This is a genomic window from Micromonospora sp. NPDC000668 (assembly GCF_042897975.1).
Taxonomy (GTDB): domain Bacteria; phylum Actinomycetota; class Actinomycetes; order Mycobacteriales; family Micromonosporaceae; genus Micromonospora.
In genome coordinates this window covers 710,430-727,953 of record NZ_JBIAYP010000003.1, presented here as the reverse complement: position 1 = coordinate 727,953, position 17,524 = coordinate 710,430, and the positions used below count along the sequence as shown (strand labels likewise).

At 71.1% G+C, this 17,524-nt stretch carries 16 protein-coding genes; 12 read left to right on the top strand and 4 right to left on the bottom strand.

What is annotated here, in order from left to right; genetic code table 11:
• The first annotated feature begins 31 nt into the window (after positions 1-31).
• The 3 genes from ACFY29_RS19635 (at position 32) to ACFY29_RS19625 (ending at position 1,657) form a co-directional block, all read left to right on the top strand.
• Positions 32-802, top strand: a complete 771-nt coding sequence (locus ACFY29_RS19635) for an ROK family protein (protein WP_386987979.1) — start codon at positions 32-34, stop codon at positions 800-802.
• 110 nt (positions 803-912) lie between these two features.
• Positions 913-1,281, top strand: a complete 369-nt coding sequence (locus tag ACFY29_RS19630) for a tetratricopeptide repeat protein (protein ID WP_328420711.1) — start codon at positions 913-915, stop codon at positions 1,279-1,281.
• 121 nt (positions 1,282-1,402) lie between these two features.
• Positions 1,403-1,657: a Smr/MutS family protein gene (locus ACFY29_RS19625; RefSeq protein WP_007465523.1), complete on the top strand. Its 255-nt coding sequence runs from the start codon at positions 1,403-1,405 to the stop codon at positions 1,655-1,657.
• 678 nt (positions 1,658-2,335) lie between these two features.
• Here ACFY29_RS19625 and ACFY29_RS19620 read toward each other — a convergent pair.
• A complete protein-coding gene (locus tag ACFY29_RS19620; protein WP_386987975.1) occupies positions 2,336-2,959 on the bottom strand; it encodes an NADPH-dependent F420 reductase in 624 nt (207 codons plus the stop codon).
• 35 nt (positions 2,960-2,994) lie between these two features.
• Positions 2,995-3,729 (bottom strand): SDR family NAD(P)-dependent oxidoreductase, encoded by a 735-nt coding sequence (locus ACFY29_RS19615; protein WP_386988517.1) that lies wholly within the window; start codon positions 3,727-3,729, stop codon positions 2,995-2,997.
• 139 nt (positions 3,730-3,868) lie between these two features.
• Here ACFY29_RS19615 and ACFY29_RS19610 point away from each other — a divergent pair, with 139 nt between their 5' ends.
• The 4 genes from ACFY29_RS19610 to ACFY29_RS19595 all read left to right on the top strand — a co-directional run bounded on the left by ACFY29_RS19610 (position 3,869) and on the right by ACFY29_RS19595 (position 7,436).
• On the top strand, positions 3,869-4,510 hold the full coding sequence (locus tag ACFY29_RS19610; protein ID WP_386987972.1) for a TetR/AcrR family transcriptional regulator: 642 nt from the start codon (positions 3,869-3,871) through the stop codon (positions 4,508-4,510).
• A 228-nt stretch (positions 4,511-4,738) separates the two neighbouring features.
• Positions 4,739-5,104: a hypothetical protein gene (locus ACFY29_RS19605; RefSeq protein WP_386987970.1), complete on the top strand. Its 366-nt coding sequence runs from the start codon at positions 4,739-4,741 to the stop codon at positions 5,102-5,104.
• A 573-nt stretch (positions 5,105-5,677) separates the two neighbouring features.
• Positions 5,678-6,478 (top strand): hypothetical protein, encoded by an 801-nt coding sequence (locus ACFY29_RS19600; protein WP_386987967.1) that lies wholly within the window; start codon positions 5,678-5,680, stop codon positions 6,476-6,478.
• A gap of 16 nt (positions 6,479-6,494) precedes the next feature.
• Entirely contained in the window at positions 6,495-7,436 is a 942-nt protein-coding gene (locus tag ACFY29_RS19595) for a threonine/serine dehydratase (protein WP_328420705.1), read from the top strand.
• Positions 7,437-7,479: 43 nt separating this feature from the next.
• On the opposite strand, the gene ACFY29_RS19590 is transcribed toward ACFY29_RS19595, so the two are convergent.
• Positions 7,480-9,657 (bottom strand): tetratricopeptide repeat protein, encoded by a 2,178-nt coding sequence (locus ACFY29_RS19590; protein WP_386987964.1) that lies wholly within the window; start codon positions 9,655-9,657, stop codon positions 7,480-7,482.
• A 284-nt stretch (positions 9,658-9,941) separates the two neighbouring features.
• On the opposite strand from ACFY29_RS19590, the gene ACFY29_RS19585 reads away from it, so the two are divergent.
• Positions 9,942-10,430, top strand: a complete 489-nt coding sequence (locus tag ACFY29_RS19585; protein ID WP_386987961.1) for a hypothetical protein — start codon at positions 9,942-9,944, stop codon at positions 10,428-10,430.
• A gap of 109 nt (positions 10,431-10,539) precedes the next feature.
• Here ACFY29_RS19585 and ACFY29_RS19580 read toward each other — a convergent pair whose 3' ends face one another.
• A complete protein-coding gene (locus tag ACFY29_RS19580) occupies positions 10,540-12,960 on the bottom strand; it encodes a M28 family peptidase (protein WP_386987957.1) in 2,421 nt (806 codons plus the stop codon).
• Between the two features lie 242 nt (positions 12,961-13,202).
• Between ACFY29_RS19580 and ACFY29_RS19575 the strand changes: the two genes are divergently transcribed.
• From ACFY29_RS19575 to ACFY29_RS19560, 4 genes are read left to right on the top strand one after another with little or no spacing between them, the layout of a single operon-like run.
• Positions 13,203-14,447 (top strand): fused response regulator/phosphatase, encoded by a 1,245-nt coding sequence (locus ACFY29_RS19575; RefSeq protein WP_328420699.1) that lies wholly within the window; start codon positions 13,203-13,205, stop codon positions 14,445-14,447.
• Positions 14,444-16,186: a CHASE3 domain-containing protein gene (locus ACFY29_RS19570; RefSeq protein WP_328420697.1), complete on the top strand. Its 1,743-nt coding sequence runs from the start codon at positions 14,444-14,446 to the stop codon at positions 16,184-16,186. Before ACFY29_RS19575 ends, ACFY29_RS19570 begins: the two co-directional genes overlap by 4 nt.
• Positions 16,183-16,635 carry a response regulator gene (locus ACFY29_RS19565; RefSeq protein WP_328420695.1) on the top strand — a complete coding sequence of 151 codons (453 nt, stop codon included), beginning with the start codon at positions 16,183-16,185 and terminating at the stop codon, positions 16,633-16,635. The genes ACFY29_RS19570 and ACFY29_RS19565 overlap by 4 nt, the downstream gene beginning before the upstream one ends.
• Positions 16,628-17,437: an inositol monophosphatase family protein gene (locus ACFY29_RS19560; protein WP_386987953.1), complete on the top strand. Its 810-nt coding sequence runs from the start codon at positions 16,628-16,630 to the stop codon at positions 17,435-17,437. The genes ACFY29_RS19565 and ACFY29_RS19560 overlap by 8 nt, the downstream gene beginning before the upstream one ends.
• Positions 17,438-17,524 lie beyond the last annotated feature (87 nt).

The following is a 17,524-nucleotide window of genomic DNA, read 5'->3' as shown; positions in this document are numbered from 1 at the left end:
TGACCGGCCGGCAGCGGGCAGACTCATCGACGTGGTGACCACACTGGCGATCGACTGCGGTGGCGGGGGCATCAAGGCGTCGGTGCTCGATGAGGCCGGCACGATGCGGGCCCGGCCGCTACGGGTGCCGACCCCGTACCCGTTGCCTCCTGCGCTGTTTGTCCAGACCCTGCTCGACCTGGGCGCTCGGCTGCCAACGCCGGACCGGCTGACGGTCGGCGTGCCCGGGATGATCCGGCACGGCGTGGTGGTGACCACACCGCACTACGTGACCCGCAACGGCCCCCGTACCCGTGTCGACCCGGACCTGCTGGCCGAGTGGTCCGGCTGGGACGCGCGAGGCGCGCTGGCCGAGGCGTTCGGGGTGCCGGCGCTGGTGCTCAACGACGCCGAGGTGCACGGTGCCGGGGTGGTCGCCGGCACCGGCTGCGAGCTGGTGCTGACCCTGGGTACCGGGCTGGGCAGCGCCCTCTTCGACGGCGGGGTGCTCGCCCCGCACCTGGAGCTGTCCCACGCGCCGGTGCGTTGGGGCACCACCTACGACACGTACGTGGGCGAGCCGGAGCGCCGCCGGCTCGGCGACGCCTTCTGGTCCCGGCGGATCCGCCAGGTCGTGGACGGGCTCCGCCCGGTGTTCCGCTGGGACCGGCTCTATCTGGGCGGGGGCAACTCCCGGCTGATTCGGCCTGAGCAACTGGCCCGGATGGGCGATGACGTGGTGGTGGTGCCGAACACCGCCGGGATCGTCGGTGGCGTCCGTGCCTGGGAGTTGGCCGCCGGGCGCCGGGACGCCCGCGCCTGACCCGCCGAAGGCCGGATTCGGCCCGATCCCAACCCGGGGAACAGTCGCTAAACGGCCAGCGTTGTGCCAGCGTCGGAACAGGTGACGGCGCGACCCGAGGAGGTGGGCAGATGGATCTTCTGGCGGACTACCGGCGGGCGACCATGTTCTTCGAAACCGGTGACCCGAGCGGAGCGGCCCGACTGCTGGAGCCGATCGTGGACGCCGAACCCGGCAACGCGGCGGTACGGCAGCTGCTGGCCCGGGCCTACTTCCAGTCGGCCCAGCTCAGCCGGGCCGAGGAGCAGTTGCGGGAGCTGGTCGACCGGGACCCGAGCGACCACTACGCGCACCACGTGCTGGGTCGGACGCTGGAGCGGCTCAACCGGCACTCGGACGCGCTGCGGCACCTGCGGATCGCTGCCGCGATGTACGCGGCCAACGACGACTACCGGGTCGCGCTGGAGCGGGTGGAGACCCGCCTGGGCGGCAGGCGCTGAGCGCGGACAGGTGATATGCACGGGGCGGCCCTTCGGGGTCGCCCCGTCATCGTGCGACGGGTGGGCCGACGGGCGTGCCTAGGATGGCGGACATGGGACCTGACCGGCCGGGGGCTGCGGCATGAAGCTCAAGCTGGATCTGCACGAGATCTTCAACAAGGGCCAGGACATCGACCGGGCGTTGCGCGGGATCATGGACGAGGCGGTGGCGAAGAAGGCCACCCTCGTGGAGATCATCCCTGGCAAGGGGTCGGGCCAGCTCAAGAAGCGGGTGCTGCGGTTCCTCGATCAGAAGGACGTCAAGCAGCTCTATCACCGGGTGGAGAAGGACTCCAAGAACTTCGGCCGGCTCTTCGTGCACTTTCGCTGGAAGTAAGAGCCTTGGCTTCGCGACCTCCCGCGCTGCCCCCGACGTGCGGCCTGACCTGCCGAAACGCCTTCCGTCGGTTTCCGGCTTCTTCCGCTACTGCTCATGCTCAGTTGTGCCGGATCTGTGCCATCTGATCATGGCGATCCGCCCCCGGCCGTTGGTCGACCAGCGGTACTGGGCCGACCTGGGACGCACTGTAAATCCGTCGCGAAAGCTTCAGAGGTTCGAATCCTCTACCCGCCACCAGGTGCAGAAACGGCCCCTGACCAGCAGAGATGCGGTCAGGGGCCGATCTGTTCTAGTCCCGCTGAGTCTGGCTGTCGCTTGCCTTCGCTCACTGTCCGGGGGCGTATCGGGGGGAGCGCACCGACGGCTCGCTAGCAAGGTCTGCTCAACGCCCTCGCCGATGGCTTAAGACGCGAAGGGCCGGGCCGCGCGGGTCCTAGAGCTGGCAGAGTCCTGCCCGATTGGGGGTGTCGCTTCTCGTACTCCGTGTCCAGACTTATCCACACCGTCGCCACCGAAGGTGTGTCCGTCCGTTACTACGGGCCTTACATGATCGACGACCGCGCCACTCGCGGCAGATCCGCGCGTCGGGTGGATCCGACATCAGCGAGTCGGTGATCCATCAACCATCGTCAGGGCGCACGGCTCCCTGTTCGTCGACTGCTTCGTCCCGGGGGCTCAGCCGGTGAATTCGTTGACGCCGAGCGCGAAGTCCCAGTGGCCGACCCCGTTGCTGGCGAGGCCCACCGTGACCACGCCCGCTCCTTCCAGCCAGTGCGCCATTTTCAGGCCGCCGACGTCCAGCGGGTGCAGCCCGAGGCTCTCGATGAAGGCCGCCACGCCCGCCTTGGCCTGCGCATTGTCGCCAGCCATGAAGACGTCGGGCCGCCCGTTCTCCAGGACATTACGGAAGATGGTGTTGAAGGCCTTCACCACGCCGGCGCCGGCCGGGGCCACCTTGGCGACTTCCTGCGCGATCGAGGTCTCCTCGCTGTGGGCCAGTCCGTCGAACGTGGCGTTGAAGGGGTTGCTGATGTCCACGATGACCTTGCCCGCGAGGGCGTCTCCGTACTCTATGACGACCGGAACGACAGCGGCGTACAACAGGGCCGTGATGACGATGTCCCCGGCCGGGACGGCACCCCACTTGCCCGTCGTCGTGCCGCCGCCCAGAGCCTTGGCGAGGTCATCGGCCTTGGACTGATCGCGTCCCATGACCTCGACGGTGTTGCCGCCCGCCACCGCGAGCGTGCCGATGGTGCGGGCCATGTTCCCTGTACCGATGAAGGTGATGCTGCTCATGAGGTGTGCTCTCTTCCTGATTCCTGGTGTGTGGTTCAGAGGGCGGTGGTGCCGCCGTCGGCGACCAGTTCCAGGCCGTTGACGTAGCTGGAGTCATCGGAGGCGAGGAACAGGGCGACGGTGGCGATTTCTTCGGGGCGGCCCATCTTTCCGCGGGGGATGAGGGACTCGAATGCGGTCCTGGTTGCCTCGTCGAACAGTTCTTCCTGTTTGGCGGTGCCGACCTGGCCGGGCGTCAGGACGTTGACCCGGATCTTGCGGTCGCGCAGTTCGTTGAGCCAGACGCGGGCCCAGGCCTGCTGGACGGCTTTGCTTCCCGCATAGAGGCTCCAGCCGGGGAAGGCGCCGAGGGAGGCGTTGGACCCGGTCATGAAGATCGAGCCGTTGTCGTTGAACAGCGGTAGTGCCTTCTGCACGGTGAACAAGGTGCCGCGCGCGTTGAGCGAGAAGGCGCGGTGGAACTGTTCCTCGGTGATCTCGCCGAGGACGGCGGGTTCGCCCATCCCGGCGCTGGCCCACAGCACGTCGATCGAGCCCTTTTCCCGCTTGACGGTGTCGTACAAGCGGTCCAGGTCGTCCAGCACGGCAGCGTCACCCTGCACGGCGGTGACGTTGCGGCCGATCAGCTTGACGGCGTCGTCCAATGCTTCCTGCCGCCGGGCCTGGATGAAGACGTGCGCGCCTTCCTCGACGAACAGTTTGGCGCCGGCCAGTGCCATGCCCGTGGATCCGCCGGTGATCACCGCAACCTTGCCATCGAGCTTTCCCATGATCACTCCGTTGATTTGATGGCTATTCGAAACAGTGCGGGTTGTATGTAAACCGTTCTGTTTACCTAACGTAGCCGACGGCTGGCCGGGGCGCAAGCTACATACACCGATCGGTACCGACCGGGTCTATGCTGGGGGCATGACGGAGTTGGAGAAGGGCCCGCTGGGCCAGCGCCGCGGCAGGGGCGCACGCGAGCGCATCCTCAGCGCGTCACAACAGCTGTTCCGCGATCAGGGCATCAACCGCACCGGCATGGACCAGCTCTGCGCCTCGGCTCAGGTGTCCAAGCGCACGGCCTACCAGCACTTCCCCAGCAAGGACGAACTCGTCGCCGAATACCTGCGCCGATTCGATCCCGACGTCATGCCCGGACTGTTCGACCGCACCGACCTCACACCCCGCGAACGGCTCCTCGCCGCCTTCGAGATGCCCGCGGCCACGCCCCTGTGCCCCTACATCGCGGCGGCCGTCGAACTGCACGACCCGCAACACCCCGCATCCGAGTACGCACGGGAGTACAAGACCGCCATCGCCGCGCGGCTCACCGAAACCGCCCGCGAAGCCGGCGCCACCAACCCCGAACAACTCGGCGAACAACTCGCGCTGCTCATCGATGGCGCCTCGGCCCGCACCCGAGTCCTCGACAGCGATTCCTTCCCCATCGCCGCCGCCATCGCCGCCGTCCTCATCGACAACGCCATACCCGCGTCATCTCCTCGGCAGCCCAGCGACGACCGCGGAACTACCAGGCCTGCGCCCGTTCCGGTGGGAGGCCAATGACGGCCCGATCACGCCTCGTCGGCCGGACGACGACGTGGAGATCCGTACGGTCATCTGCTCCACGAACGCGATCGAATCGGTTCGATCTTGAGTTGGCGTCGCGACCCAGGTCAACGCAGTGGTCTACTCCGGTTCGTGTACTTCCGCTGGAAGTAGAAGCCCCGGCAGTACGGCGATCAGTTCCGCGTGCCGTAGCCGTCTTCGGTGGCGTCTGGCACAGTCGCGGTTGTGATCGACTGGCCGAGGACCCGGGCTGCGCTGAGCTGGACGGTGTTGGCATACACGTTCGTTGGTCTTGCCACTGCGCCGCTGGCGGCGGCACCTAGGCCCGCACACCCGGTCCCGTGCGAGGAGATCACCGGGGATCCAGCTTGGTTGGTCTGGGTGTTCCGCGAGACCGTGTGGCTCTCCCTCGCGTTCTCGCTGCCCCTGGCCGCCGTGGTGACGGCCGTGTTCGTTTGGCGAACTGGGCTGTCCAGCAAAGGCGCGGCAGCCCTCGGCGTCGGTGTCGGCCTCGTGCTGGCGGCAGCCACCGTCGGCTATTCCATAGCGGGCGCTACCTGCGGATACAACCTGGAGCAGGCCCGCCCGTGACAGCAGAGAGCGTGGGCGGCGTTGATCCGTGACCACGACGGAGATCACGAGCCGGCGAGCTGACTCGGGAACGGCTCCCGTGACCTGTCGGATCAGTGAGTTGTTGGCTCCGGGCGGGCACCGTGGCCGGCCGGGCGCCGGGACCAGCACTGCGGGCGCTGCCGGATGGCGAGCTCCAGTGCCTGATGGTCTGACTCGATCATTTCCCGGGCTATTCGACGCGCCATCTCCAGGCGGTCGGTCTGCCTGTCAAGATCCGTCGGGCCGGCGCCAGCCATATCGAACTCCTTGTCAGCGTTCGAACTAGTCGCATCATCCGTCAGGCCGGGGTGCGTCACCATTCCCCGATCGGCGGAATCCAACCGCCGTACGGCTCTGTGCGCCGTACCCCCGTTGCGCCGATGGTAGCGGTGTCCGCGCCACCCCATCCGGAACTGCGGAAACTGTTCGCGGCATGTGGCGTGGTCAATATCGATGGCCCCGGCCCGGTTGCCGTCGGTCGGTACATTGCACGGTGCGCTGTCGTGGGGCGCGACATGTCCGGTGAGGGATCTTCGCAACAGGAGGACCGCCGTGCAGCAACCGAGGAACACCGACCCGCTGTTCGTCGCCGTCGAATCCGAACTGATCACCCGAGCGGACGTCGCCGGGCTCGTCGCAGGGCGGCTGGCTGCCGTCCGGGTGCCGGGCCTGCTCTCCCCGGCCCGCTGTCACGCGATCACCGCCGCCCTCGCCGCCGCCCCGATGGACCGCTACGAGGAGAGCCGGGTGTTTCCGGTCGTCGCCAAGTTCGGCCCGGCCATCAACGACCACCGCGATGCCGGTGACCTGCGTGAGGACTACTGGGATGCGGCCCGCGCGGCCGAGAAGACCTGGTCCACGCTGGGCCTGTCGGACGCGCCGCGGGAGCTGTGCCTGGCCGCGTTCCGGGCCGCCTGGCCGGACGTCGCACCCGGGCGGCGGCAGCGGCGGGAGATGCACGTCGGCATCGTCCGCGAGATCAACGCCGGCCTCCAGGTGCACTTCGACGACGCCGTCCGGGAGTACGCCGGCCGACTGCTCGACACCGACGTGGTGGCCCAGTTGGCCTTCAACATCTACGTCCGCGTGCCGCCGGCCGGCGGTGAGACCGTGCTGTGGCGGCGGCGGTGGCAGCCGGACGACGAGGACCTGCGCGTTCCCGGCGGGTACGGCTATGACGAGTCGGTGACCGCCAACGCGCAGTCGTTGACGCTGCGACCCACGCTCGGCGAGGGCTTCCTGTTCGACCCGCGGCACTACCACACGGTGCGTCCCGCGACGGATGGCCGGCGGATCTCCATAGGATGTTTCGTCGGGCTCACCGACGACGGTCGACTGGCCCTCTGGTCGTAGCGAAGGGCGTTTTCCCATGGTGGACAGAAGCGACGTCGAGGCGGCTGCGGCGCTGGTCGAGGGGCGGGTCCGGGAAACCCCGGTGTTGACCATCGACGGTGCCGATCTGGGTGTGCCGGGGCAGCTCAGCCTCAAGCTGGAGTTGCACCAGCACACCGGCTCGTTCAAGCCGCGTGGCGCGTTCAACCGGATGCTCCAGGGGTCGCTGCCCTCGGCGGGGGTGATCGCCGCCTCGGGTGGCAACCACGGCCTCGCCGTCGCGTACGCGGCCCGCTCGCTGGGCGTGCCGGCGGAGGTCTTCGTGCCGGTCACCGCCTCGCCGGTGAAGGTGCAGCGGCTGGCCGGGCTGGGCGCCCAGGTGCGGCAGGTTGGCCAGCACTACGCCGAGGCGTTGGCGGCGAGCACCCAGCGGGCCGAGGAGACCGGGGCGCTGGTCGTGCACGCGTACGACCAGCCGGAGGTGGTAGCCGGTCAGGGCACCGTCGGCCGGGAGCTGGAACGGCAGTTGGACGGGATCGACACCGTTCTGGTGGCGGTCGGCGGGGGCGGGCTGGTGTCCGGCATCGCCACCTGGTTCGACGGGTCGGTACGCGTCGTCGCCGTCGAGCCGGAGCAGATCCCCACCCTGCACTCCGCCCTCAAGGCCGGCCGGCCGGTCGACATCGAGGTGGGCGGCATCGCCACGGACTCGTTGGGCGCGCGTCGGATCGGTGAGATCGCCTTCGACACGGCCCGCCGGACGGGGGTGGTCTCCGTGCTGGTCCGCGACGAGGACCTGGTGCGGGCGCGCCGGCTGCTCTGGTCGGAGCTGCGGGTCGCCGCCGAGCTGGGCGGCGCCGCGGCGCTGGCCGCGCTGGTCGGTGGCGCGTACGTGCCGCAGGCGGGGGAGCGGGTGGCGTTGATCGTCTGTGGCGGCAACACCGACCCGAGCGACCTGGGTCCGGCCGCGCCGCACTGACCCCGACGCCTGCTGCGCCGAGCCCGCTGCCGGTCGCTGGTGCTCAGCGTCCGGCGGTGGGCCCGGCCGTTTCATCGCCGTTGCGCAGGCGACGCAGCGCATGTTCCACCTGCAGAGTGTCCAGGTGGGTGTCTCCGAGCAGCCGCCGCCGGTCGGCCAGCAACTGCTCGTACGCCTCGATCGCCGGGTCGAGACGCCCGTCGAGCAGCAGGAGCGCGGCCAGGGTGGCCCGGATGGCGAGCACCTCGCTGCGGTCGGCGTGCCGAGGCTCGACGGTTGCCAGGGTGGCCCGCAGCTCCGTCTCCGCCTCGTCGAGCCAGCCCTGCTCCTGCATGCAGCGGGCCAGCGTGTGCCGGGCCTGCCAGGTCTCCGGCTGGTTGAGCGGCCAGGTGCGGTACCGGACCTCCAGGATGGCGTGCAGCATCTCCTCGGCCTCGGCGGCCCGGTGTTGGGCGAGCACGGCCAGCGCGAGGCTGTGCCGCACCACCATGGTGTCCCAGTGCTCCGGACCGCGGACCTGGTCTTCGGCAATGACGATCTGCCGCAGCTCCAGCTCGGCCTCCGGCCACTGACGCTGCGCCATGATCGCCTTGGTCAGCTTGTGCCGGCTGGCCAGCGTGTCGGCGTCGTCGCTGCCGAGCACCCTGGTCCGGTCCGCGATCACGTCGCGGAGCACCCGCTCGGCCATCTCCGGCTGGTTCCGCTCCAGCCAGGTGCGGCCCAGCTCGTGCCGCAGCGCCAGTACCTGGGGCCGGTCGCGCTCGTGGTCGTACGCGGCACAACCGCGCACGATCGGGTCGAGAATGTCGAAGGCCGAGCCCGGCAGGCCGACCGCGATGAGGTAGCGGGCGGTGAGCCGGGCCAGCTCCAGCGCCCGGCGTACCGTCTCGGGGTCGTGTTTCTGCTGCTGCGGCACGAGGTATTCGCGGACCGCCTCGACCAGGTGCGGCACCAGCACGTCCCAGTTGGCCCAGACGGCCGAGTCGTCCGGGCTCTGCCCCTCGGTGGCGGCGAGTAGCAGCCTCATGACCAGCCCGTGGTACTCGGCGATCTGCTCGCGGACCTCGTCCCGGTCCCGGAACATCGCGTGCACCAGCGGGTGCAGCGACAGCACGTGTGCGAAGGCCGGGTCGGTGACGTCCTCCCGGACGTCGAAGTCGACCAGGGCGAGGTCCCCGATGCCCTCTAGCACCTTCACCCGCTGCCGACCGGTCAGCCCTTCGAAGAGTGGCGACCCGGCCAGGATGGCTGGCTTGAGCACCACCTCGTAGGGCACCGGGGAGATGCTCAGGCAGGCCAGCACGTTGAGCAGTGGGCGGCTCTGCTGGAGCTGGCGGCGGGCCAGCAGGTCCAGTGAGATGTCGTCGACCTCGCGGACGATCTCCAGGCCGAGCGACTCGTCGAGGTCGATGTCGGCGGCGTCGCGCGGCGAGCGGAACCGGCGCTCCACCGCAGCCCGGTAGTCGGCGAAGGTGGTGATGGTGGAGGAGCCGCGCCAGACCGGGCTGGCGTTGACCGACCGGAGGTAGTTGCCGGCCGCGCGCAGGGCCAGCGGCAACCCGCCCAGCTCCCGGGCCAGCTCCCGGGCGTCGGCCAGGTCACCGGCCTGCGGGCCGGCCCGGTCGATCAGCACCTGCGCGCCGGCGTCGGCGTCGAGCGGGCGCACCTGGTGCAGAGTCGACCAGGTGCCCCAGGTGCTCCGGTTGCCGTCCCGGGTGGTCACCAGGACCATGCCGTCCTCGGCCTCCGGGCTGCGCAGCCAGCCGGTGCCGTCGGCGAGCACCCCGTCGGTGGGGCCGAGCGTGCCGGGCTCGTCCACGCTGTCGAAGATCAGCAGCCAGGGCTGCCCGGCCTGGTTGAGGTAGCGCCAGACCAGGTCCGTTGCGCTGATCATCCCGGCCCATGCCTGGTCGACCTGGGTTTCCGAGGCGCCGAGCTGGCTGACCACCTCGCGCATCCCCGAGTTGAGCCGGCCCGCCTGCACCCACCAGACGGTCCGTCCGTCCGAACGGGCACGGCGGGCGATCTCCAGGGCGACGTGGCTCTTACCTGAGCCGCCCATGCCGCAGAGGATGTGCACCGAGGCCCGGTCCCCGGCGATCTCCCGTGGCCGCATGATCTCGTCGATCAGGTCGTCCCGCCCGTGCAACGGGCAGTCCAGCCGCCCGAGCGGCGGGTCGACAGAGACCCGACTCGGCCGGTCGTAAGCCGGCCGGGGCACGCCGGCATCGTCGGGTGGAACGTCCGCAGTCAATGCGGTCCCCCTTCGGTGGCGAAATTGCGGCGGGGTAGGCGACAGAAAAGATCATGTCCAGCTGGTGGACAGTGGGAGGGATTGTCGCTCGCACCACGCCAACCGCAAGGATATCCACCACCGTACTGACTCGCACACTCTCCGTTTAGGTCACCCGCGTGACCGGAATCGGTGCCGCGATTTCCATTTCGCGATAGATTCGGGCCGATCCGCCGTACGGGACACTCGCCTGGCGCATCCACGATGGACGCATGAACTGGTCGCCACACCAGGCCGCCGTCGACTGGGGTTCCGTGCCGGACTGGTTTGGCGCGGTCGGCTCGATCGCCAGCGTCCTGATCGTCTACCTTGGACTGCGCCGGGAGATCCGTGCCCGCCGGACCGACGAGCTGCGGGTCCGGGCCACCCAGGCCCGGCTGATCTCGGCGGTGGCCGAGATCCGGGGCAACTCGGTGCTCCGGGTGACCGTGGCCAACGAGAGCGACGCCCCGGTGCTGGACGTGACGGTGCTGCCGCGGCTCGTCCCGCCCGACGATCCGGAGGGCACGCCCACCGAGTTGGCCGCGGTGAAACAGGTACGCCGGATACACGGTCGGGACAGCCACGAACTGTTCGTCACCGTGACGGCGGAGCATCGGTTGCGCGCGGCCGACACCGTTCTGGTGGATCTCACGTACACCGATCACGACGGAAACCGCTGGCGGCGCAGCGGCGCCGGCCAACCCGAACCGGCGAGCTGACCGGATATCGCCGGGCGGATCCGCAACGGCGCCATGCGGCATTTCCGATCGGTACGCAGGGCCGGTGGCCCGCCGGAGAACTGGCTCCGCCGGACCACCGGCCCGTCCGTCACAGGGGATAGGTGCGGGCAACCGCCAGCATCTCGGAGCTGTGCGAGCCGACGACGCCGACGGCTGGCGGCCGGGGGCGGAAGCCGGGCAGCGTGTCCAGCCCGTCACTGGCGTCCATCGCCCGCAGCGCCACCTGCCCGGCGATCGGTCGCAGGGTCAGCGTGACCTCGATCCCCTCGGCCGGCGGGGCGTGGAAGACCAGCCCGAAGCCCCACCTGCCCGCGCGGGGCTCCACCGGCACCGACCGACCGGCCACCTCGGCCCGGAGCACGGTGGCGGTCGACGTGTCGACGTGCAGGGTGGCCAGCCGCGCCACCCGCTGCGGGGTGAGCCGCAGCCGCAGGGTGCGTTCGCCGCCGGCGACGCTGTCGGCCAGCACCTCCAGCTTCGGCGCCGGCAGGCTCGCCGCCTGCGCCGGGCCGGCCCGCAGCTCACCATCGCCGAGCCCGGGGAATTCGTCCCCGACGTCGGTCACCCCGTCCACGTAGCCATCGGTCCACGGCTGCGGATCGGTCTCGTGGCTCAGCCAGCGGGCCTGGCCGGTGCCCGCGTCCATGGCGTACATCAGGTGGGTGGGTGCGGGGTGGGCGGCGTCGAAGCGGTCCACGGCCAGGCCGACCCCCGCGAGCACCACCGCCGCCACGGCGGCGGCCCCGGCCGGCAGCACCGCGAGCCGCCGGGCCCGCAACGCCCGCATCCCGCGCTGGCCACCGGCCTGCGGATGCAGCAGGTCGACCACTGGCAGCGCGGCCAGGCCGAGCAGCACCGCGACCAGCGCGGCCACGCCGCCCATGGCCATTCCCAGCGCGGGGAAGAGCAGCACCACGGTCGGCAGCAGGATGACCACGCCGACCGCGCTGGCGGCGGTCACCGCCACCACCGGCCACGGCCCGGTCTGCCGGGTGCGTAGCGCGACCAGCCCGCCGAGGGCGCCAGCCAGCGCCGGCAGGGTGGTGAGGTACGCCCCGCCGGGCACCGCCACGGCGAGCAGCACCCCGAGCAGGGCCAGCCAGGCCAGCCCGCCGACGGCGAGCGCGGCCGGCCCGATCCGGCGGCGGGTCAGCGCGTACCAGGTGAACAGGATGGCGGCGGCGAGCGCCAGCACGGCCAACCGGAACCAGATCGGCCGGTACGGGTCGAGCAGTTCGGCGTACCCCGGCCGGATCGCGGTGATCGCCATCCAGAGCAGCTGTGCGGCGAGCGGCGCGGCCACGATCGGCACCAGGGCCAGCCCGAAGCCGGCGGCAAGCCGGCCGGTGCTGGCCCGACCCCGCCGACGGGTCAGCCAGCCCAGCGCGGCCACCGCGAGCACCGCCAGCAGGGCCAGCGGCAGGGTGAGCCAGCCGGGGTAGCGGACCAGCCCGCCGGGGACCGGGAAGTAGGTGGCGTCGTTCCCGGAGCGTAGGTCGGTCAGGTCGGTGCGGCCGAACTCCCGGGCCAGACCCAGCGCGTTGTCCCCGTGCTGCTGGAGGCTGCCCCGATCCATCGCTGCCGGGGTGTCCAGCGGCGTGTGGTAGATCGCGCCACCGTCGATGTACGCCGAGTTCAGCCCGACGAACTTCCGGTCCAGGAACGCGGTGAAGTCGGTGTCGTTGGGCAGCGCGCGGTAGATCTCCACGGCGAACGAGGTGCCGACCGGGTGCGGGGCGGCGCGGCCGAAGACGTCCACCAGCTTCGCGTTGTTCCGGGACGTCTCGAACATGATCACGGGGCCGGTCGAGCCGCGCGCCTCCAGGTTGAGCACCACCCCACCGTCGGCGGCCAGCGGATGGCTGGCGGCGAACGCGGAGGCGCCGCAGAGGCACGCCTCCTCGGCGTCGGTCAGCACGAAGACGATGTCGTTGCGCGGCCGGGGGCCGGCCGCCAACGCCCGGGCGACCTCCAGAATGGCGGAGGTGCCGGCCGCGTCGTCGTTGCCGCCCGGCCCGGTCTGCACCGAGTCGTAGTGGGCGACCAGGAAGACCCGGCCCGTGGGGTCGGTGCCGGGCAGCCGGGCCACCACGTTGCGTACCCGGGCCAGGGTGGCCCCACCCGCCGCCCCGCTGAGCTGGCCGGCTTCCGGGGCGACGGTGTCCTGCACCTCGGTCTCCAGGCCCAGCCCGCGCAACTGCTGCTCGATGTGCGCGCGGACCTGGTCGTTGGCCGGGCTCCCGGCGACGTGCGACCGGGCTGCGATGACCTGGACGTCCTCGTACGCCCGGCTGGCGCTGAACGCGTCCGCCGGCGCGTCGGCCGACCTCGGCGCCGGGGTGCGCAGGTCCAGCAGGCCGCCGGCGCCGACGGCGACCAGCGCGACGAGGGCGGCCACGGCGGCCGCGAGCCGCCGGCGGGGCCGGGCCAGCGCGCGGTCGGCGAGGGGTACGTCCGGACCCGTGCGGGCCGGCCTGCCCTTCGTGATGGGGGTGGGGGGTGCGCCCACGGGAACTCCTCGGGGGTGGTGGGGCCTGGGGTGGCACCATCCTGCCCCTCCGCGGCTCGGGGTGGGACGGCCGGACGTCCTGGCCTCCACCGCCGCCCGGTTTGTCCTTCGCGGGCAGTGATCCGGCCCATTGCCGGTCGCGCCGAGGCCATCGTGTTGTGTCCGACCGTTGTCTAATACAGGATCAGCAGGGCACTCGGAAGGAGCCCGACATCACCAGCGATCTCCCGCGCCTCGCGGCGGTGACCCGGCCGCACCGGGGAGCCGGCCTGGCCGGTTCCCCCGTTGTGCCGTACCCGCACGGCGGCCTGTCGAGGCACGCCAACCTGCCGCCGGGCGAGCGGTTGCGCGTGCTGCTGGTGGAGGACGACGAGGGTGACGCCTTCCTCGTCGGTGAGCTGCTCGCCGAGACGAACTCGATGATCGACCTCCTGATCGCCAGCAGCCTCAGCGAGGCGCGGCAACGGATCAGCAACGTAGACTGTGTCCTGCTCGACCTGGGCCTGCCGGACGCGCAGGGGCTGGACGGGCTGCGCCAGGTGCTGGAGATGTCCAGCGGCGCGGCGGTCTGCGTGCTCACCGGCCGCTCGGACGAGCACCTCGGCATCGTGGCGGTCGCCGAGGGCGCGCAGGACTACCTGGTCAAGGGCCAGGTCGACGGGGTGCTGCTGACCCGGGCGCTGCGCTACGCGGTGGAGCGCAAACGCGCCGACGAGAACGCCCGCCGGCTGCGCGAGGTCGAGCTGCGCCAGGCCGAGTCGGCTCGGCTCGAACGCGGCCTGCTGCCCCAGCCACTGATGACGACCGACCAGGTGGCGGTGCACACCTTCTACCGGCCCGGCCGGCACGCCGCGCTGATCGGCGGCGACTTCTTCGACGTGGTGCAGACCAGCCCGGACCGTCTCTACCTGATCGTCGGGGACGTCTGCGGGCACGGCGTGGACGAGGCCGCGCTCGGCGTCGAGCTGCGGGTGGCCTGGCGGGCACTGGTGCTCGCCGGCGTACCGGACGACGAGGTGCTGCCCGCGCTGGAGCAGGTGCTGATGAGCGAGCGCCGGCTCCAGGAGATCTTCGCGACGGTGGCCACCGCCCGACTGGACCTGGACGCCAACCGGGCCACCGTCCGACTCGCAGGGCATCCGCCGCCGCTGCTGCTCTCCGGCGGCCGGGTCGTTCCGGTGCCCGCGCCCGGCGGCCTGCTGCTGGGCGTACGACCCCGCCGGCCGATCGCCTACGACCTGGAGTTCGACACCGATGACTGGTCCCTGCTGATGTACACCGACGGCCTGATCGAGGGGCGGGTGGGCACGAGCAATGAGCGGCTCGACGTGCCGGGTCTGAGCGGGCTGCTCGATGAGCCGGCGAACCGCCAGGTGCCGCTGCCCGAGCTGCCGGCGTGGCTGGTCGGCCGGGCCGAGCAGATCAACGGTGGCCCGCTCGCCGACGACGTTGCCATGCTGCTGGTCAGCCGGGGCGGTGGCCGGTGACGCCGGTGGTCGGCGGCTGGAGCCTGCGCCGCCGGGTCATCACCCTGCTCACCGTCGTTGGCGTGCTGCTGATCGGCCTGGCCGCCGCCGAGGCGGCGATGGCGGCCCGCAACCGCACCCAGATCGACGCCATCCTGAACAAGACCGGCCCGCTGCGGGTGCAGGCGCAGGAACTGCTCAACGCGGTGCTCGACCAGGAGACGGGGGTCCGCGGGTACGCGGTCAGTGGTGACCCGGCCGACCTTGAGCCGTACCGGGCGGGGCTCGACCAGGAGAAGGACCTCGTCGCCTCGATGCGGACGCTGCTCGATGACTATCCACAGATCGGCCAGGAGCTGCGGACCGTCGAGGAGCGTGCCGAGCAGTGGCGGCAGGTGGTGGCGGAGCCAGTGATCACCACCACCGACCAGCGCGGCACCACCGCCGGGCAGGCGTTGGTCAACGACCAGGCCCGGCAACAGTTCGACCAGGTCCGGTCGGCGGTCGGCGACCTTCAGCAGGAGATCCTGACCGCCCGGGAAGAGTCCGCCGCCGCCGTGCGTAGCAGCAGCAACGTGCTGGTCGTGCTCCTGATCATCGCCGCGTTGGTGGTGGTCGTCGCCGGCACGGTGCTGCTGCTCTCCCTGGACCGGATGGTGATCCGGCCACTCGTCGGGCTGGCCGACCAGGTCCGCGAGGTCGCCGACGGCGACTACCAGCACGGCATCGCCACCACCGGCCCGCCGGAGTTCATCCGGCTCGCTGAGGACGTGGACGCGATGCGCCAGAAGATCGCCTCCGACCTGGCCGAGGTGCGGGAGGCGCGCGAGCGCATCGAGTGGGTCAACACCCAGCTCCAGAAGCAGGCCGAGGAGCTCACCCGGTCCAACCGCGACCTGGAGCAGTTCGCGTACGTGGCCTCACACGACCTCCAGGAGCCGCTGCGCAAGGTGGCCAGCTTCTGCCAGCTGCTCCAGCGCCGCTACGCCGGGCAGCTCGACGAGCGGGCCGACCAGTACATCGCCTTCGCGGTGGACGGCGCGCAGCGGATGCAGCGGCTGATCAACGACCTGCTCGCGTTCTCCCGGATCGGCCGGCTCACCGCGGGCTTCGTCGATGTCGACCTCAACAAGGTGATGGGCGACGTGGCCGGCCAGACCGAGGCCGCCCGGCAGTACGCCGACGCCGAGCTGACCTGGACCGAGCTGCCGGTGATCCGGGGCGAAGAGCCGCTGCTCACCAACCTGCTGGCCAACCTGGTCAGCAACTCGATCAAGTTCCGCCGCCCGGACGTGCCGCCGAAGGTGCACGTCTCGGCCCGGTTGGTCGGGACCGAGTGGGAGATCACCTGCCAGGACAACGGCATCGGGATCGAGCCGGAGTTCGCCGACAAGATCTTCGTGATCTTCCAGCGGCTGCACTCGAAGGATGCGTACCCGGGCACCGGCATCGGGTTGGCCATCGCCAAGAAGATCGTGGAATACCACGGCGGCCGGGTCTGGGTGGACACCGACGTGCCGGAGGGCACCGCCATCCGGTTCACCCTGCCGGCGCTGCCCGAGGCCATCGAGGCGGCCGCCACGGCCGCCGAGACGCCGGAGCAGCCGCCGGTCGAGGGTGACGCTACGGGCGAATCCGAGCCTTCGGCCGAGACGCCGCCCGCGCTGCCGGAGCAGTCCGCCGAGGCGGACCGGCCGGACCGGGCCGACGGGTCCCGGGAAAGCGGTAGAACGGGTGACATGAGGGAGACGGTGGGATGACCGCGCCAGCGGACGGCAAGAGCCCGATCGAGGTCCTGCTCGTGGAGGACGATCCGGGTGACGTGTTGATGACCCAGGAGGCGTTCGAGGAGCACAAGCTGCGCAACCGGCTGACCGTCGTGTCCGACGGCGCCGAGGCGCTCGCCTACCTGCGGCAGGAGGGCCAGTACGCCGACGCGGTGATGCCCGACCTGATCCTGCTCGACCTCAACCTGCCGCGCCGGGACGGCCGGGAGGTGCTGGAAGAGATCAAGAAGGACGAGGAACTACGCCGGATCCCGGTGGTGGTGCTCACCACCTCGCAGGCCGACGAGGACATCCTGCGCAGCTACCAGCTGCACGCCAACGCCTACGTGACCAAGCCGGTGGACTTCGAGCGCTTCATCTCGGTGGTCCGCCAGATCGACGAGTTCTTCGTCAGCGTGGTCAAGCTGCCGCCGCGTGGCTGACACCCTGCTCGACGACGTCAGTGACCTGCTCCGGGAGGCCGCCGACCAGATCGTGCTGCCGCTGTTCCGCAAGCTCGACGAGGCGGACGTGTCGGAGAAGGCGCCCGGCGAGGTGGTCACCATCGCCGACCGCCGGGCCGAGGAGCTGATCTCCGCGAGGCTGCGCCGGCTGCGGCCGGGCTCGATGGTGGTCGGTGAGGAGGGCGTCGCCGACGATCCAGGGCTGCTGCGGCACCTGCGCGACGGCGGGGACGTCTGGCTGGTGGACCCGATCGACGGCACCGCCAACTTCGCCGCCGGCCGACGGCCGTTCGCGCTGATGGTGGCGCTGCTGACCGACGGGCGGCTGACCGCCGGCTGGATCCTCGACCCGATGGCCGAGACCCTGGCCGCTGGCTGGGCCGACGATGGCACCCTGCTCAACGGTCGGCCGGTGGGCGGCGCGGTCGGGGTGCCGCCGCTGGGCGAGCTGCGCGGCGCGGCCATGACCCGGTTCCTGCCACCGGAGGCCCGGGACCGGGTCCGCGCCGGCGGCCGGCGGCTCGGCGAGTTGCTGCCCGGCCAGCACTGCGCCGGCCGCGAGTACCTGGACATCCTCACCGGCGAGCAGCAGTTCACCCTCTTCTGGCGCACCCTGCCGTGGGACCACGCCCCAGGCGCCCTGCTGGTCCGCGCGGCCGGTGGCGTTGCCCGCCGGTTCGACGGCGTCGACTATCACCCTGCCGGCGAGGGGCGAGGCCTGCTCGTCGCGGCCAACGAGCAGGTCTGGGCCGAGGTGCACGACGCCCTGCTCGGCTCCTGATCCACGCAGTCCGCGACGGTGGCAGCACGCTGCGTCGACACCGGAGCGGCGGGGCGGGCACGGGGGCTGGTCACCGGCGCTCGTTCC

Coding starts and splice junctions, on each gene's coding strand:
- ACFY29_RS19585 (WP_386987961.1), top strand. CDS start 9,942: ATGAACTGGTCGCCACACCAGGCCGCCGTCGACTGGGGTTCCGTGCCG.
- ACFY29_RS19615 (WP_386988517.1), bottom strand. CDS start 3,729: ATGGGAAAGCTCGATGGCAAGGTTGCGGTGATCACCGGCGGATCCACG.
- ACFY29_RS19565 (WP_328420695.1), top strand. CDS start 16,183: ATGACCGCGCCAGCGGACGGCAAGAGCCCGATCGAGGTCCTGCTCGTG.
- ACFY29_RS19625 (WP_007465523.1), top strand. CDS start 1,403: ATGAAGCTCAAGCTGGATCTGCACGAGATCTTCAACAAGGGCCAGGAC.
- ACFY29_RS19620 (WP_386987975.1), bottom strand. CDS start 2,959: ATGAGCAGCATCACCTTCATCGGTACAGGGAACATGGCCCGCACCATC.
- ACFY29_RS19595 (WP_328420705.1), top strand. CDS start 6,495: ATGGTGGACAGAAGCGACGTCGAGGCGGCTGCGGCGCTGGTCGAGGGG.
- ACFY29_RS19610 (WP_386987972.1), top strand. CDS start 3,869: ATGACGGAGTTGGAGAAGGGCCCGCTGGGCCAGCGCCGCGGCAGGGGC.
- ACFY29_RS19630 (WP_328420711.1), top strand. CDS start 913: ATGGATCTTCTGGCGGACTACCGGCGGGCGACCATGTTCTTCGAAACC.